Source organism: Pseudomonas sp. LS-2 (assembly GCF_003605735.1).
In the GTDB taxonomy this organism is placed as follows: Bacteria; Pseudomonadota; Gammaproteobacteria; order Pseudomonadales; family Pseudomonadaceae; genus Aquipseudomonas.
On the sequence record NZ_QXTJ01000015.1, the window covers coordinates 429,364 to 445,534 of the forward strand.

14 protein-coding genes, 1 tRNA gene and 3 pseudogenes are annotated in these 16,171 nt (G+C 58.0%); 3 read left to right on the forward strand and 15 right to left on the reverse strand.

Annotated features, from left to right (window positions below):
* Positions 1-11 precede the first annotated feature (11 nt).
* Positions 12-800, reverse strand: a complete 789-nt coding sequence (cysE, locus tag D3M70_RS10265; protein ID WP_120125644.1) for a serine O-acetyltransferase — start codon at positions 798-800, stop codon at positions 12-14.
* Complete coding sequence (trmJ, locus tag D3M70_RS10270) at positions 800-1,573, reverse strand: tRNA (cytosine(32)/uridine(32)-2'-O)-methyltransferase TrmJ (protein ID WP_120125645.1); 774 nt, start codon at positions 1,571-1,573, stop codon at positions 800-802. The genes cysE and trmJ overlap by 1 nt, the downstream gene beginning before the upstream one ends.
* Before the next feature lie 236 nt (positions 1,574-1,809).
* Here trmJ and suhB point away from each other — a divergent pair, with 236 nt between their 5' ends.
* A complete protein-coding gene (suhB, locus tag D3M70_RS10275) occupies positions 1,810-2,625 on the forward strand; it encodes an inositol-phosphate phosphatase (protein WP_120125646.1) in 816 nt (271 codons plus the stop codon).
* 206 nt (positions 2,626-2,831) lie between these two features.
* On the opposite strand, the gene D3M70_RS10280 is transcribed toward suhB, so the two are convergent.
* Positions 2,832-3,764: a LysR family transcriptional regulator gene (locus D3M70_RS10280; protein WP_120125647.1), complete on the reverse strand. Its 933-nt coding sequence runs from the start codon at positions 3,762-3,764 to the stop codon at positions 2,832-2,834.
* A 134-nt stretch (positions 3,765-3,898) separates the two neighbouring features.
* On the opposite strand from D3M70_RS10280, the gene D3M70_RS10285 reads away from it, so the two are divergent.
* A complete protein-coding gene (locus D3M70_RS10285) occupies positions 3,899-5,146 on the forward strand; it encodes a cation:dicarboxylate symporter family transporter (RefSeq protein ID WP_120125648.1) in 1,248 nt (415 codons plus the stop codon).
* Between the two features lie 72 nt (positions 5,147-5,218).
* Here the strand turns inward: D3M70_RS10285 and D3M70_RS10290 are convergent, their stop codons facing one another.
* The 9 genes and pseudogenes from D3M70_RS10290 to queA all read right to left on the reverse strand — a co-directional run bounded on the left by D3M70_RS10290 (position 5,219) and on the right by queA (position 14,409).
* The gene (locus D3M70_RS10290; RefSeq protein WP_120125649.1) at positions 5,219-6,820 is read right to left on the reverse strand and encodes an argininosuccinate lyase; all 1,602 of its coding nucleotides are present in this window, start codon (positions 6,818-6,820) and stop codon (positions 5,219-5,221) included.
* Positions 6,821-6,879: 59 nt separating this feature from the next.
* A pseudogene (locus tag D3M70_RS10295) lies at positions 6,880-8,101 on the reverse strand (OprD family porin); the annotation flags it as partial.
* A 245-nt stretch (positions 8,102-8,346) separates the two neighbouring features.
* A pseudogene (locus D3M70_RS33000) lies at positions 8,347-8,522 on the reverse strand (hypothetical protein); the annotation flags it as partial.
* A 1-nt stretch (position 8,523) separates the two neighbouring features.
* Positions 8,524-8,835: pseudogene (locus D3M70_RS33005) on the reverse strand (glycine zipper 2TM domain-containing protein); the annotation flags it as partial.
* Positions 8,836-8,954: 119 nt separating this feature from the next.
* Positions 8,955-9,866, reverse strand: a complete 912-nt coding sequence (gene secF / locus D3M70_RS10305; RefSeq protein WP_120125652.1) for a protein translocase subunit SecF — start codon at positions 9,864-9,866, stop codon at positions 8,955-8,957.
* A 9-nt stretch (positions 9,867-9,875) separates the two neighbouring features.
* Positions 9,876-11,744: a protein translocase subunit SecD gene (gene secD / locus D3M70_RS10310; protein WP_120125653.1), complete on the reverse strand. Its 1,869-nt coding sequence runs from the start codon at positions 11,742-11,744 to the stop codon at positions 9,876-9,878.
* 61 nt (positions 11,745-11,805) lie between these two features.
* The gene (gene yajC / locus D3M70_RS10315; protein WP_081565719.1) at positions 11,806-12,144 is read right to left on the reverse strand and encodes a preprotein translocase subunit YajC; all 339 of its coding nucleotides are present in this window, start codon (positions 12,142-12,144) and stop codon (positions 11,806-11,808) included.
* A 55-nt stretch (positions 12,145-12,199) separates the two neighbouring features.
* A complete protein-coding gene (tgt, locus tag D3M70_RS10320; protein WP_120125654.1) occupies positions 12,200-13,315 on the reverse strand; it encodes a tRNA guanosine(34) transglycosylase Tgt in 1,116 nt (371 codons plus the stop codon).
* A 14-nt stretch (positions 13,316-13,329) separates the two neighbouring features.
* Entirely contained in the window at positions 13,330-14,409 is a 1,080-nt protein-coding gene (gene queA, locus D3M70_RS10325) for a tRNA preQ1(34) S-adenosylmethionine ribosyltransferase-isomerase QueA (RefSeq protein WP_120125655.1), read from the reverse strand.
* A gap of 108 nt (positions 14,410-14,517) precedes the next feature.
* On the opposite strand from queA, the gene D3M70_RS10330 reads away from it, so the two are divergent.
* Positions 14,518-14,602 (forward strand) — tRNA-Leu (locus tag D3M70_RS10330).
* Positions 14,603-14,788: 186 nt separating this feature from the next.
* Here the strand turns inward: D3M70_RS10330 and D3M70_RS10335 are convergent.
* The 3 genes from D3M70_RS10335 to D3M70_RS10345 all read right to left on the reverse strand — a co-directional run bounded on the left by D3M70_RS10335 (position 14,789) and on the right by D3M70_RS10345 (position 16,087).
* Complete coding sequence (locus D3M70_RS10335) at positions 14,789-15,205, reverse strand: Bro-N domain-containing protein (RefSeq protein ID WP_120125656.1); 417 nt, start codon at positions 15,203-15,205, stop codon at positions 14,789-14,791.
* Positions 15,206-15,288: 83 nt separating this feature from the next.
* Entirely contained in the window at positions 15,289-15,684 is a 396-nt protein-coding gene (locus D3M70_RS10340; RefSeq protein ID WP_133306451.1) for a hypothetical protein, read from the reverse strand.
* A gap of 61 nt (positions 15,685-15,745) precedes the next feature.
* Positions 15,746-16,087, reverse strand: a complete 342-nt coding sequence (locus D3M70_RS10345; protein WP_120125658.1) for an RNase A-like domain-containing protein — start codon at positions 16,085-16,087, stop codon at positions 15,746-15,748.
* Between the last annotated feature and the right edge of the window lie 84 nt (positions 16,088-16,171).

Here is a 16,171-nt window from a genome sequence, read left to right on the forward strand (position 1 = left end):
AGCCATTTGCGTCAAATACCTTGACCGACCTTGGTCTCGTTGCGCTCCTTGATGCAATCGAATACTTCCTGGTGCAGCTCCGGGAGCTCTTTCTCCCGGTACTCGCAACCCAGGCTTTTCAAGGCCTTGCCCATGTCCTCCATGCGCACATCGACCGCCTGTAAATGGTCGAGCAGCTGGCCGATCGCCTTGGCCACCGGATCCGGCATGTCCTCGCTGACACCATACGCATCGAAGCCTATCTTCTCGGCCATCGCCTTGCGCTTGGCTTCGGCGTCGGTTTCATCGGACTTGACGATGATGCGGCCCGGAATGCCCACCACGGTCGCCCCTGCCGGAACCGGCTTGGTCACCACGGCATTGGAGCCGACCTTGGCCCCGGCGCCGACGGTAAACGGCCCAAGCACCTTGGCGCCCGCCCCCACCACCACGCCGGATTCCAGCGTTGGATGGCGCTTACCTTTGTTCCAACTGGTGCCGCCCAGCGTGACACCCTGATAAAGCGTCACGTCATCGCCAATTTCGGCGGTCTCGCCAATGACGATGCCCATGCCGTGATCGATGAAGAAGCGTCTGCCGACTTTGGCGCCGGGATGGATCTCGATACCCGTCCACCAGCGGCCGAAATTGGAGACCATGCGCGCCGGCCATTTCAGGTCCTTGCGCCACAACGAGCCAGACAGACGATGCAGCCAGATCGCGTGCATGCCGGGATAGCAGGTCAGCACTTCGAATGCGTTGCGGGCCGCCGGGTCGCGATGAAACACACTTTGAATATCTTCTCGCAGACGCTCGAACATCACTGATCCTTCCGCTTGTAGGGCTCGCCGTTGGCCGCTTTCTGGGTCTCGGTGAGGATGCCACGCAAAATGCTCATTTCAGATCGGTTTACCGCAGAGCGTCCGTAGAGCCGGCGCAACCTGGCCATCAAGTGACGAGGCTTTTCCGGATCGAGGAAGCCGATGTTGACCAGAGTCGCTTCCAGATGCTCATAGAATTTCTCCATCTCATCCATTGTCGCGAGCTCGGTACTGCGCACCGAATTGACCTCGAACTTCTCTACCTTGGTCGCCTGGCCGCCAGCAGCCAGCCAGGACATACGGGTTTCGTAACTCAGGACCTGCACCGCCGCCGCCAGATTCAACGAGCTGAACTCAGGGTCGGATGGGATGTGCACGTGGTAGTGACAGCGCTGCAACTCTTCGTTGGTCAGACCTGCGTACTCGCGGCCAAATACCAATGCGATTTCTTCGCCGAGAGCGGCGTGTTCCACCGTTTTGATTCCCGCCTCACGCGGGTCCAGCAGCGGCCAGGGAATGCGGCGGTCGCGGGCGCTGGTGCCCAGCACCAGATTGCAACCCACTAACGCGTCTTCCAGGGTTGGGACCACTTGAGCGCCTTCCAGAATGTCGCCTGCGCCCGAAGCGCGCGCGTCAGCCTCGTGATGCGGGAAGCTTGCCGGATCGACCAGCACCAGACGCGAAAGCCCCATGTTCTTCATGGCACGAGCAGCGCCACCGATATTTCCCGGGTGACTGGTGCCGACCAGGACAACACGAATATTTTGCAGCAATGGTGTGATCTCACTAGCAGGTGAAAAGGGGGACGAATCTTACAGAAGCACCGGGCTCAAGGCTATGAACCCTTGCATGACAGGACCTACATACACCGATAAGCGGCTCCTAACCAGCACGGATCCGTTTGTCATGAGGCGACCGGACGCATGGCAAAGGCTGCACTCGCGCTGGAAATCGTCAGCAAGAACCCATAGAATGCCCGGCTCTCTTTAACGACCTAGGTGATACATCCATGCAGCCCATGCTGAATATCGCGCTGCGCGCCGCCCGCAGCGCCAGCGAATTGATTTTCCGCTCCATCGAGCGCCTGGATACCATCAAGGTCGACGAAAAAGACGCGAAAGACTACGTAACCGAAATCGATCGCGCCGCAGAAAAAACCATCATTGATGCGCTGCTGAAGGCTTACCCCACTCACGGTATCCTCGGCGAAGAAACCGGTCTGCGTGAAGGCACCGGCGAAGGCGCCGATTACCTTTGGGTCATCGACCCACTGGATGGCACCACCAACTTCGTTCGTGGCGTTCCTCATTTCGCTGTCAGCATCGCCTGCAAATACCGTGGCCGACTGGAGCACGCTGTCGTTCTGGATCCGGTTCGTCAGGAAGAATTCACCGCCAGCCGTGGTCGCGGCGCTCAGCTGAATGGTCGTCGCCTGCGCGTCAGCCCTCGCAAGAGCCTCGAAGGCGCCCTGCTCGGCACCGGCTTCCCGTTCCGTGAAAACCAGCTGGATAACCTGGAAAACTACCTGAACATGTTCCGTTCGCTGGTTGGCCAGACCGCCGGTATCCGCCGCGCTGGCGCAGCGAGCCTGGACCTGGCTTACGTTGCAGCCGGTCGTTTCGATGCGTTCTGGGAGTCGGGTCTGTCGGAATGGGACATGGCCGCCGGCGCTCTGCTGATTCAGGAAGCAGGCGGTCTGGTCAGCGACTTCAACGGCGGGCATGACTTCCTCGAGAAGGGTCACATCGTCGCAGGCAACACCAAGTGCTTCAAAGCGGTTCTGACTTCGATCGCTCCGTTCGTTCCAGCTTCGCTGAAGCGCTAACGCTCCGCCAGCTGCAAAAAAACCGGCCATGTGCCGGTTTTTTTTATGCCCGCGAAGTTAGCCTTGGACACATCAGGATCAGGCCCGTAGCAGCACGGCTTGCCGGCGGTATCGATCTCACGAGCGCCACCGCCGGCAAGCCGTGCTGCTACAGATCCTGCGTATGCCGGGCGTTAGTGTCATGGGCACCCGCGATGTAAGCACCTTCAACCACCCAGAATTCTACGGCCGCTCAACTCCCGCGACAGGCTTATGAAATTCTGCAGTGGGGGCAGTTGATTGAAGCTGCGGCACACCAGCGTGATTGGCGCGTGCAAGCGCGGCCTGGCGTTGGCAATCCGGCAATACACGACACTCTCCTTGTGCACATCCTTCATGGATGCCGGCACGATGGAAATCCCCGCACCGGCAGCGACGAGACTGACGTTGGTCAACATGCGTTCCACTTCGAAAGCGATCTTCGGATCGAAGCCTGCGTTCTGACATGCCTTGATCAGATTGGCGTACATGCCGGGCGCGCCCGGCCTGCGAACCAGAATGAATTGTTCGGCCTGCAGATCACCGAGTGAAATCGACGGAGCCCCAGCAGAACCATCATGCCCCGCCAGCAAGTGATGACCGACTGGCAACGTCAGCAGCATCTCCTCGTTGAGCAGACGATGAAATTCGATACTTTGATGCCGACTGACGGGTGCACGCAAAATCCCGACATCAACGCCGCCATCGACAGTCAGCTCAGTGAGCTTCTGTGCGCTGCCTTCCTTCAATGAGACGGCAACGCCCGGATAACGCTCGCGGTAAGCACGGATAATCCGCGGGATCAGTGGGTGAGCCGCAGCCGAACTGGTGAACCCGATACCCAACTGCCCCTCAATGCCATGAGCAGCGCGAGACGCCTTGAGCGAACCCTCTTTGACTCGCGCCAAAATGTCCTGCGCTTCTTGCAGGAAGACCAGCCCGCCCGCTGTCAGATCCACGCCCTTGGGATGACGCTTGAACAGGTCGAATCCCAATTCCTCTTCCAGAGCACGAATCTGCTGGCTCAGCGGTGGTTGCTGCATGTTCAAGCGGGCGGCAGCGCGGGTGAAATGTCGCTCCTCGGCCACCATGACGAAATAGCGCAGAAGGCGAAGCTCCATGATGGTCTATCCCGCAGCAAGGTTTTATGATTGGCGCCCGGTCGCGGCGACATTGACCGGCAAGCGTGCCCAATCCTTGCGCCGCTGACAAGGCACGCTCATAACAATAAATACGCTGAAAATCCGGATCACCGATGCCCATACGGCTTCTGCGCAGTTCCTCGCTGCAACTCCTCCTGGCCATTGCCTGTGGCGGGTTGCTGGGCGTGCTCGATCCCCAACATGCCGTCGACATGAAGCCGTTGAGCGACGGATTCATTCGTGTCATCGGCTGGCTGATGCCGTTCATGATGTTTCTTCTGATCGCCTCAGGCGTCGCCGGCTTGCAGGTAAGACAGGGTGGCCTTGGACGCAGGGTGCTGATCTATTTCCAGACCATGGCGCTGCTGTCGCTAGCACTGAGCTGTTTGATCACCGAGGTGCTGCATCCCGGGGCCGGCATCGGACCGAGCACGTCAGCCACTCCCGTCAACGTGACGAGCACAGGCACGCCGACCGGTGAGTTTTCATGGTCGACAGTCCGCGTGGTACTTACCGGTGCGCTGATGCAAAATCCGATACTGCAGATCATGCTCGCCGGGTTGGTCGCAGGTGCCTTTATCGGTCGCGCAAAAAATCATCGACACGCCGTGGCCCTGCGCGCTTTGCTGGAAAAGTCAGTGGGGTTGCTGTTCAAGATTCTGAAAATGGCACTGCGCTTTGCGCCCCTCGCCGCCTTTGGTGCAATTGCCTTCACTATCGGGCGATTCGGTCCAGCGTCGACGGTGCCATTGCTCAAGTTCGTCGCAGTGATGTATCTGGCGTCTGCCGCGTTCGTTGTCCTCATATTGGTGCCGGTGGCCCAAGTATCGGGCGCGCCTCTCTGGCGGCTGATCGTTCATTTGAAGGACGAACTGCTGCTGGTCACTTTCACCGGGTCCTCCGTTGCCGCGCTGCCTGGGCTGATCGAAAAGATGCAGGCATTGGGGTGCGATCGGCAGTTGACCCGTCTGGTGTTGACTACCGGCTACACGTTCAACCTCAGCGGCTCGAATATCTACCTGATCACGGCAGTGCTGTTTCTGGCGCAGATGTCGGGGATTGAACTGACGAGTAACGAGCTGCTGACGTTGCTGCTGATTTCATGGGTGACATCGCTCGGTTCCACCAGTATGGCGGGCTCGGCTTTTTTCACGCTGATCGCAACGCTGAACCTTTTTCACCTCGTACCAATGGAGAGCGTCGGTCTGTTATTGGGAGTCGAACGTCTGATGAAGTGCCGGGTGTTAACCAACGTTCTGGGCAATTGCGTGGCATGCCTGGCGATTGCGAGCTGGCAGAATGCGCTGGATCGACCGGTAATGAAGGGGGTTTTTGACGCGTCGCGAAGCAAGCGGGTATAGGACTCCGGCTGGCCGACGGTGTGACCTTTGAGGTCATGACCGCCAGCGAGCCGGACAGAGAGAGGGCGATCCTTATTGGCCCTTTGAAGACAGCAACTTCTCGAATGCCCGATCAAGATTGCCTTCGGCCTGGGTCAGCTTCTCCCGGCGCTCTTGCAGCCACGCCTGATCCTCATCCAGCGTCTTGTGCGCTTCGACCAGCATGCGTTTGACTTCCTCCGGCTGCGGACCGCCTGTGCCTTTGCGGGTCTTGACCATGTTTTCCGGGGACAGCGCAGCGCGGAATGTCGCTTCATCCAGAGGCAGCGTGTTCTGTTTCCACTGGTATTTGTCCGCCGCTTGAGTGAAGAGCTTTTGCGCATCGGCGTACGGGAAGGTTTTCGGCGTCAGGCCTTCACTGCGCGCTTGTTCGACGATCAATGAAGCGAAGCTGTGACCGATACGGAACGGGACCTTCTGTGTGCGCTCCAGCGTGTCCGCCAGTTCCATCGAGGTCGTCCATTCATTCTCGAGTTCTTCGCGTGCGCGCTGTGGATTGACCTGTAGCGCGTCGAGCACAGCATCCATGGCGCCAAACATGTCCTTGGTTGAGTCGAACACCCCCAGCGAGTCGAAGGCGAACTTGTAGTCAGTCATCCCGGTAGTCACGTTGTGCGCACGCAACGTCACAGCCTGAGCGAGTCCGACAACATCAGAGGCGCTTTCACGGGCGCGCATCAACAGACCGGGATTGCGCTTTTGCGGCATGGCGCTGCTGGTATAGGTCTTCTCTTCATCCAGCAGCAACCATGGGCGAATCTGGTGGTATTGCGTGTGGATATCACCAATCATCGCACCGACACGAATGGCCGATGAGGAGGCAATGTTCGCCGCCTCGATCGGAATGTCGTATGTGGAGACCTGGCTGGAATCCAGTGAGTTTTCCCGCACACCGTCGAAGCCCAGCAACTGGGCCATGCGCTCGCGATTCAACGGATAAGCCGAATTCGCCAGTACAGCGGTGCCCATCGGGCTCTGGTTCAGACGCTGATACAACTCACGGATGCGCTGGCCGTCACGGTCGAACGAAGCCTCGAACGCCAGCAGATAGTGCGCATAGCTGATGGGCATCGCCTGAACACCATTGGTGTAAGCCGGAATCAGGGTATCGATGTTCTTGTCGGCCAGAGCCAGCAGGCGTTTACGCGTGGCGTTCATGGCCTCGCTATAGGCCAGCACGTCGGCGCGCAGCTTGGCCAGACGATAGGTCGCGAGCATGTCCTGACGGCTGCGGCCCGAGTGAATCAGCGAGGCTTCGGGGCCGATCTTGTCGGTCATGATCTGCTCAAGCTGAAGCACGTCGCTCGGGCGCTTGCCATTGGGTTGGTCCGCCTGATCGATGGCGTAACGCACCCCGGTGGCGATCTTCTGCCCCATCTCCGGCTTGACGATGCCCTCCTCGGTGAGCATGACAATGGAGGCCTTGTTGATGCGGTTGAGCCAGGAAAACTGGCTTTCGCCCTTGTTGCCTTTGGCCTTGGACTTGTCGACCGTGGCGCCGATCTTTGCGGCCTGAGCAGCGCACTGTTCAGTGGTTGCGCACGGCAGTTCAGCGGTATTCGCTGCATACGCGCCGTGGCTGTTGAACAGGGCAAAGACGACGGCCAGATGGATGAGGTTCTTTCTTGTTGGCATTTTTCAGGCTCCATTGCGGCGAGTGCCGAGGGTGAGCGTTGTCGGGATGATGCAGAAGNAGCTGACGATGACGCGGTTCTGGTCGATGTTATTGCCGCCGTTGCTGCGGTAAGTGCCGTTGCGCCACTTCAGTTCGAGGTTCTTCAATGCCCCGCTCTGGAACACGTAACCGATGTCGGTGTTGCGTTCCCATTCGGTTCCCTCCTTATTGCCGCGCGCGAAATTATCGCCCTGTAGGTAGCGGGTCATGAACGTCAGGCCGGGCAGGCCAACAGCGGCAAAGTCGTAGTCATAACGGGCCTGCCATGAGCGCTCTTCCGGGTTGGCGAAGTCCGGAGAAATCATCACGTAGTTAACGAGGAAAGAGTCGGTGCCAGCGAGGTGCGGAAAGCCGGTCTCGCCATTCATGCGCTGATAGGCGGCGCCAAAGCCGTGTCCGGCGACGCTGTAGGTGAACTTCGCACCAACAGCCGTGTTGTCGACGTTGGTGTTGCCGTCCTTGAGCGAGCGCGCATAGCGCAGGTCACTCTTGAGCGACTGCGACTCGCCTAACGGAAAGTTGTGAACCAGAGTCACGATGTGCTGCTTGTAGTTGTTCTCCAGACCGCCGTAGTTGTAGGACGTAGTCAGCCCCTTGGTCCAGTTGTAGCTGGCACTGGCGAAGTCGAACTTATCGCTCGGGCGGCCGCCCTTGATGCCTTTGCCTTCGGCTTCGATGTCTTCATGGCCGCTGTCGTTGCGCTCAGTGTTGCTGGTCAACCGCCCGACATTGAGGGTCATGTCGGTTATGTCTCTGGACGTCACCTGCGCACCACGAAAGGTCTGCGGCAACAGACGGCCATCGTTGGGCAACACGGTCGGCAATTTCGGCAGCAACGTACCGACTCGCAGTACACTCTTGGAGATTCGCGCCTTGGCAGTCACACCGGCACGGCCGTAATCATCCGGAGCCTTGTCATCTCCGACCGGCAACAGCCCGGTATTGCGGCGGTCAGGGCTGGAATCCAGCTTCAGGCCAAACAGGCCAATCGCGTCGACACCGAACCCGACCGTGCCTTCGGTAAACCCCGACTCGTAGTTGAGGATCAGACCCTGGGCCCATTCATCGCGCTTGGACTGGCTGGCGCCGTCTTGGCGGTAGTCGCTGTTGAAGTAGAAGTTGCGAAGTTCGAGATCAGCCTTGCTGTCCTCGAAAAAGTCGGCTTCGGCGAAGCCAGGGAAGGTCAGGCTCAGTCCGAGGGCAGCAGACGTGAGACCAAGAGAAACTGGGCTTTTATGCATTTTTATTCCCGCGTGGCGAAGCTGATTTTTATTGGTTTTGTTTGCGCAGCCTCCCTCGCACGGGAGGCCACGCCGAAAAGCTTACGCGGCGGGTTTGTCGATTAAAAATATATAGTTAATACCATCTCCATACTTTCCAGATATCCACTCTTGTCAGTGCAGCCGGCACATGTCAGATCCATGAACCGCAGACAAAAAAACACCCCTGCTAGAGGGGTGTCTTGGATGAGGACTGAAACCTGGGCTTACTGAGCCTGGCTCAACTCCAACTGACCATCCTTGTTGACCGGAATCTGGCTGCCTGGATCGCGATCCATGCGCACCTGACCGACTTTGTCGTTCAACTTGTATTTCACGTTGTAGCCAACGACTTTGTCGCTGATGTCATTGACCGTATTGCAGCGGGTTTCAGTGGTCGTGTNGACAGCACCGGCCACGGTCGCGATCTTCTTGCCGTTACCGCCACCCACCTGGTTACCGAGCAGGCCACCCGCTACGGCACCAATGACACTACCCACGATCTGGTGCTGGTCTTTGACCGGTGCGCGATGAGTGACCGCGACGTCTTTGCACACTTCACGAGGGGTTTTGATCTGTTCTTTTACAGGCTCGACGGCCAGTACGTCCGCGTACTCAGGGCCGTTTGATTTTACGAGGCTATAGGTGGCCAAAGCACCACCGGCGGTAACACCGACAGCACCCAATACAGCACCAACTAGCAACGACTTGTTCACATGAACCTCCTGACCATATTCAGCGCAATTGCTCGCGCTACTCCCAGCCTTGGAGCACAAAAAAAGGCGCGAGTTCACACTCGCGCCTTTTTGACTGGATGACCGGTCAGGAGAAATCGTTATGGACGATCATCAACCTTGTCGGTGGTCACAGGTGGCAGCAGGTCTTCGGAACGCAGATTCAGCCAGATCAGCACCACGTTGGCGATGTAGATCGAGGAGTAAGTACCGGCCAGTACACCGATGAACAGCGCAACGGAGAAACCGTGCAGGCTGTCGCCACCGAAGATCCACAGCGCGACGATAGCCAGCAACGTGGAGATCGAAGTCGCCATGGTGCGCAGCAGCGTCTGCGTGGTGGAAATGTTGATGTTCTCGATCAGCGATGCTTTGCGCAGCAGACGGAAGTTCTCACGAACCCGGTCGAATACCACGATGGTGTCGTTGAGCGAGTAACCGATGATCGCCAGCACCGCTGCCAGTACCGTCAGGTCGAACGTCACCTGGAAGAACGACAGGATACCCATGGTCACGACCACGTCGTGGATCAGGGAGACGATCGCGCCGACCGCGAATTTCCACTGGAAGCGGAAAGCCAGGTAGACCAGCACGCCGCCCAAGGCGAGCAACATGCCGATACCGCCTTGGTCGCGCAGCTCTTCACCGACCTGCGGGCCGACGAATTCGACGCGCTTGACGGTCACAGGGTTGTCAGCGCCAGTCTTGCGCAGCGCTTCGGCAACCTGAGCACCCAGCTGTGGATCTTCACCCGGCATACGCACGAGCAGGTCGGTGGTAGCACCGAAGCTCTGCACGATGGCCTCGTGATAACCCGAAGCGACCAGCTCCTCACGAACCTTGCCCAGATCGGCAGGGCGCTCGTAAGTCAGCTCGATCAGCGTACCGCCGGTAAAGTCCAGACCGAAGTTGAGCCCTTTATGGAACCAGCTGAACAACGCCAGAACGGTGAGGAGCATGGTGACGGCGAACGCAACGTTGCGAACGCCCATGAAGTTGATGGTACGTTTCATGGCAGCCCCTTAAATCCACAACTTCTTGAAGTCACGACCACCGAAGATCAGGTTGACCATTGCGCGGGTCACCATGATGGCTGTGAACATCGAGGTAAAGATCCCGAGCGACATGGTCACCGCAAAACCCTTCACCGGGCCTGTGCCCATGGCGAAGAGAATGCCGCCGACCAGCAGCGTCGTCAGGTTGGCGTCGAGGATCGCGGTATAGGCGCGGTCGAAACCTTCGTTGATCGCACGTTGCACGGTCATGCCATTGGCGATCTCTTCACGAATACGCGAGAAGATCAGCACGTTGGCGTCCACCGCCATACCCATCGTCAGCACGATACCGGCGATACCCGGCAGGGTCAGCGTTGCACCCAGCAGCGACATCAGTGCCAGCAGCATGACCATGTTGAAGGCCAGTGCGACCGTCGCGATCAGACCGAAGAAGCGGTAGATGGCGAGGATGAACAGCGACACGAACAGCATGCCCCACAGGGATGCGTGAACACCCTTGGTGATGTTGTCGGCACCCAGGCTCGGGCCAATGGTACGTTCTTCAGCGAAGTACATCGGCGCCGCCAGACCACCGGCACGCAGCAGCAGCGCAAGCTCCGACGATTCGCCCTGACCGTTCAGACCGGTGATACGGAATTGAGCACCCAACGGCGACTGAATGGTCGCCAGGCTGATGATCTTCTTCTCTTCCTTGAAGGTCTGAACCGGAACGTCTTTCTCGACGCCATCCACAACCTGTTTGGTGTAGGTGGTCGTCGGTTTTTGCTCGATGAAGATCACCGCCATGCTGCGACCGACGTTGGCGCGGGTCGCACGGCTCATCAGATCGCCACCGTGACCATCGAGTTTGATGTTCACTTGTGGACGGCCGTGCTCGTCGAAGCCCGCCTTGGCATCGGTGACCTGGTCACCGGTGATGATCAGCCCGCGCTCAACCGCCGCAGCCGGACGACCGCCTTCGCGGAACTCGAACATTTCGGTGGTGGCCTTGGAGTCATCGGGACCTGCGCCCAGACGGAACTCGAGGTTGGCGGTCTTGCCGAGAATACGCTTGGCTTCAGCAGTGTCCTGCACGCCTGGCAGCTCGACCACGATGCGGTTGGCACCCTGACGCTGAACCAGTGGCTCGGCCACGCCCAGTTCGTTGACCCGGTTACGTACGGTGGTCAAGTTCTGTTTGATCGAGTATTCGCGGATCTCGGCAATCTTGGCCTGAGTCATGGCCAGACGCAGGGTCGGCATCTCGCCACGATCGCTCATGGTGATATCGAAATCGGTGTAATCCTTGCGGATCAGGGCACGGGCCTGTTCGCGAGAATCGGTATCGCTGAAGCCCAGCTGAATGGCATTGCCGTCTTGCGGCAGGCTGCGATAACGCAGTTTTTCCTTGCGCAGCAGACTCTTCACTTCGCCTTCGTAGACGTTCAGACGGGCGCTGAGGGCCTTGTCCATGTCGACTTCAAGGAGGAAGTGCACGCCACCGGAAAGGTCCAGACCCAGCTTCATCGGGCTTGCGCCAATGCTGCGCAGCCACTTGGGCGTGGTCTGTGCCAGGTTCAGTGCAACGACGTAGTCGTCACCCAGCGCCTTGCGCGCGACATCCTTGGCTGGCAGCTGGTCTTCCTGTTTGGTCAGACGCAACAAACCGCCCTTGCCATTCTCGGCCAGAGACGCGCCCTTGACCGCGATGCCAGCCTCGGTAAGCGCCTTGCTTACGCGATCCAGATCAGCCTGATTGACCTGCAGCGCGGTGCTTGCGCCGCTGACCTGAATAGCCGGGTCATCAGGGTAGAGATTGGGTGCGGAATAAATAAAGCCGATCGCCAGCACTGCCAGGATCAGGATGTATTTCCACAGAGGGTATTTGTTCAACATCACGCCGCCTGCTTAGAACGCGGGGCGCCTTGCGCGCCCCGTCGATTGGTAAAGGACTGAATCAGAGGGCTTTCAAAGTGCCCTTAGGCAGGGTGGCAGCGATTGCGCCCTTCTGGAACTTCAGTTCTACAGTGTCGGAAACTTCGAGCACGACGAAATCGTCAGTCACTTTATTGATCTTGCCCGCGATACCGCCAGTGGTGACGACTTCATCACCTTTTTGCAAGTTGCCCAGCAGGTTCTTCTGCTCTTTGGCGCGCTTGGCCTGTGGACGCCAGATCATCAGATAGAAGATGACCAGGAAGCCGACCAGGAAGATCCACTCGAAGCCGCCGCCCATTGGGCCGGCAGCGGCAGGTGCCGCTGCATCAGCCATGGCGTTAGAGATGAAAAAGCTCATTTAACACTCCAGTTGCATAATTTTAATAATAAGAAGCGGTAAGACCGGCTGTCATTCAATCCAGCGGCGGCGTTGCAAGCCCGCGTTTGGCATAGAAGGTATCGACAAAGGCGGCCAATGTACCCTGTTGAATAGCCTCGCGCAAACCAGCCATAAGCAGCTGGTAATGCCGCAAATTGTGGATCGTATTGAGCATGCTCCCCAGCATTTCGCCGCACTTGTCCAAGTGATGCAGATAAGCGCGGGAGAAGTTCTTGCAGGTGTAGCAATCGCAGGTCGGATCCAGCGGCGAATCATCGTGACGATGGAACGCATTACGGATCTTCAGGACACCGGTGTCGATGAACAGATGACCGTTGCGAGCATTGCGTGTCGGCATGACGCAGTCGAACATGTCGACTCCGCGCCGCACACCTTCAACCAGGTCCTCGGGCTTGCCTACACCCATAAGGTAACGAGGTTTGTCAGCCGGCATATGGCCTGGCAGATAGTCCAGAACCTTGATCATTTCGTGCTTGGGCTCGCCCACCGACAGACCGCCGATGGCCAGGCCGTCGAAGTCCAGCTCGCTCAAGCCTTCCAGCGAACGCATGCGCAGGTTTTCATGCATGCCGCCCTGAACGATCCCGAACAGCGCCGCGGTGCTCTCGCCATGAGCGATCTTCGAACGCTTGGCCCAGCGCAGCGACAGCTCCATGGAGGTACGCGCGACGTCTTCATCCGCCGGGTATGGCGTGCACTCGTCGAAGATCATCACGATGTCAGAGCCCAGATCGCGCTGAACCTGCATCGATTCTTCCGGCCCCATGAACACCTTGGCGCCGTCGACAGGAGAAGCGAAGGTCACGCCCTCCTCCTTGATCTTGCGCATGGCGCCGAGGCTGAACACCTGGAAACCGCCGGAGTCGGTGAGGATCGGTCCCTTCCACTGCATGAAGTCGTGCAGGTCGCCGTGAGCTTTGATCACTTCAGTGCCAGGACGCAGCCACAGGTGGAAGGTGTTGCCGAGGATGATCTGCGCACCCGTGGCCTCGATATCACGAGGCAGCATGCCCTTGACCGTGCCGTAGGTGCCCACCGGCATGAACGCCGGGGTTTCGACTACGCCACGGGGAAAGGTCAGACGACCACGGCGAGCCTTGCCATCGATGGCCAACAGCTCGAACGACATACGACAGGTGCGACTCATGCTTGATCCTCTGGAGCCGAGTCCGCCGGGCTTGAAGCCTCAGGGGCAGTCGGCGCGGGATTGCGCGTGATGAACATCGCATCCCCGTAACTGAAGAAGCGGTAACCGTGCTCCACCGCAGCCGCATAGGCCGCCATGGTTTCCGGATAACCGGCGAAGGCCGAAACCAGCATCAACAGCGTGGATTCAGGCAAATGAAAGTTGGTGACCAGGGCATCGACCACATGAAACGGCCGCCCCGGATAGATGAAGATATCAGTGTCGCCGCTGAACGCTTTGAGCACGCCATCGCGCGCAGCACTTTCCAGCGAACGCACGCTGGTCGTTCCCACCGCAACCACACGACCGCCGCGGGCGCGACAGGCTGCTACGGCATCGACCACGTCCTGAGTGACTTCAAGCCACTCGTTGTGCATATGGTGATCTTCGATTCGTTCAACGCGCACCGGCTGGAACGTCCCCGCCCCCACGTGCAGCGTCACGAAGGCAGTCTCGACGCCCTTCTCGGCAATCGCGTCCATCATCGTCTGATCGAAATGCAGCCCCGCCGTCGGCGCCGCCACGGCACCGGCACGCTGCGCGTACACAGTCTGATAACGCTCGCGGTCGGCGTCTTCATCCGGACGATCTATATAAGGAGGCAACGGCATATGGCCGACGCGCTCGAGCAGCGGCAGGACCGGCTCGGCAAAACGCAGCTCGAACAACGCATCGTGACGCGCGACCATCTCGGCCTCGCCACCACCATCGATGAGGATCGTCGAACCCGCTTTCGGCGACTTGCTGGAGCGCACATGGGCAAGCACTCGGTGCTGATCGAGCACTCGCTCCACCAGAATTTCCAGCTTGCCGCCCGAGGCTTTCTGCCCGAACAAACGCGCGGGAATCACCCGGGTATTGTTGAAAACCATCAGATCGCCGGGGCCCAAATGCTCCAGCAAATCAGTGAATTGGCGATGAGCCAGCGCACCGCTCGGCCCGTCGAGGGTCAGCAAACGGCTGCCGCGACGCTCCGCCAAAGGGTGGCGAGCGATCAAGGCATCAGGGAGTTCGAAGGTAAAGTCGGCGACACGCATGATGGGGTTCGTCTAGCAGGGCCGGGAAGTTTAGCCGAAAACCTGAAAATTGACCATGAAACATGATTGACCAACGGTAGGAGCGTCTCTATACTTCGCCGCCATTGAGCCCTGATGGCGGAATTGGTAGACGCGGCGGATTCAAAATCCGTTTTCGAAAGGAGTGGGAGTTCGAGTCTCCCTCGGGGCACCAAACAGCAGCACCTTCAAGCGGTTACGTAGCTTGAAGCACAGAGAAACCGGCCAGATTTGAGTCGGTTTTTTTGTGGGTGGGATTTCGTATCGATCAATTTGCCGCACTCTGGCCCAGTCACTTCAATCCCCATAACGTAAATCAGGACCGCGCTCCTCTCTCCCGCCAGGAAGCAGCCAGCTTGCTCTAGAATCCACTTCGCAGGTCGCCCGCGCAAGACCGAGACTCGCTCATCACCTCAGGCACGTCCCTGAATCTCACCCAGTAATCACACTGCCATTCCAGCAGACCCAACGTGGCCCCTCCCCACTTCATCGAGCTGAAAGTTGGCGCATGCAACTCTGCCGTATTCCGCAGCATTGGCAGCACTTCATGCGTAAGCCAGCGTCTTAGTGCCCGATTCTCGGGAACGTAGTGATGGACCAGCATCGCGAACAGGCCCGATTCGCTGATAAGCAGTTGCTTGCTCCATTGGCCATTTGCACTGAGCCAAGCGGTGCGACGTTGGTCGGGATCGAGTTTCAAAGTAGCTCGCTCATCGAGCGGCCGGCCCATGAGGCGGGCGGTGTCCTGGAGGCAAAACCAGGCTTGGCTGTCGAGCATAAGGGCGCGGAGTTGGCGTTGGGGCGGCCGCTTTTTCCTCTCCTAACCTCGCCACCGCCCCGACGGCATTCTCGCTTTACGATTCACGTTTTCCTTACAAACAGGCCAAAGATCGAACTTACGATTACGTCTGAGAGGCCATTGCGCTTTCGGCCGATTTCCTTATCGAGGTGGGTGCCGAGCGCGGTCAAAAATTCGAACAGCCCGCAATCAAAGCGATGCTCAACAAACATAAGCTCTTGGTTGAATGGCGGATCGTAGTAATCAACGAAATCTCCGACCGAGAATCTTTTCAAATAGCGCTTTAGCTGTCGCCTTAGCAAAAAAATATCGAGCCAGTAATATTCCTGCACGTAGCCATGCACTATTTCCGCCAAGGTAACTGGAAGCGCATGCGGTTCTTCGTCCGAAAATTCACCGACAGCTCTTCCAGCCTCATACATGAAGCCCATAATGTGACTGTACGCCATACTTTTCATTACCTATAACACCAAACCGCCAAAGCCCTCTCTCCAACCCAAACCTCAAATCCTCTACCATTTAGAGTATCGGAAAAGCGGTCAAAACATAGTAAGGCATGTGGTTAAACTCTCTAAATTCAATGACGACCTCCACACTTCGCATTTCCACAGACACGTCTGGATCCTCATCAATAACTCCCCAGCCGATGACTCTATCCAGCGTCAGCTTGAAAGAGACCACATGCTTCCTTAAGTAGCCAGATGCAAGCGAATGCAACTTTATACGGAGATCATGAACGCGAACGACCTCTTTCAAAGCCCACTCCGCAGTCTCAATGTCATTAAAGGTAGATACCATCCTTAAACTTCTAATTGACTTGGCCCGCCCTATCATTTGCTGCCATCCCTTTTCAACATTCATGCCGCCACTCCGCTCACCTGTTGCTCAGACTTCAATAGTCGGAAATAATTTTATTCAACTTACTGGAATCAGATAAACACACTT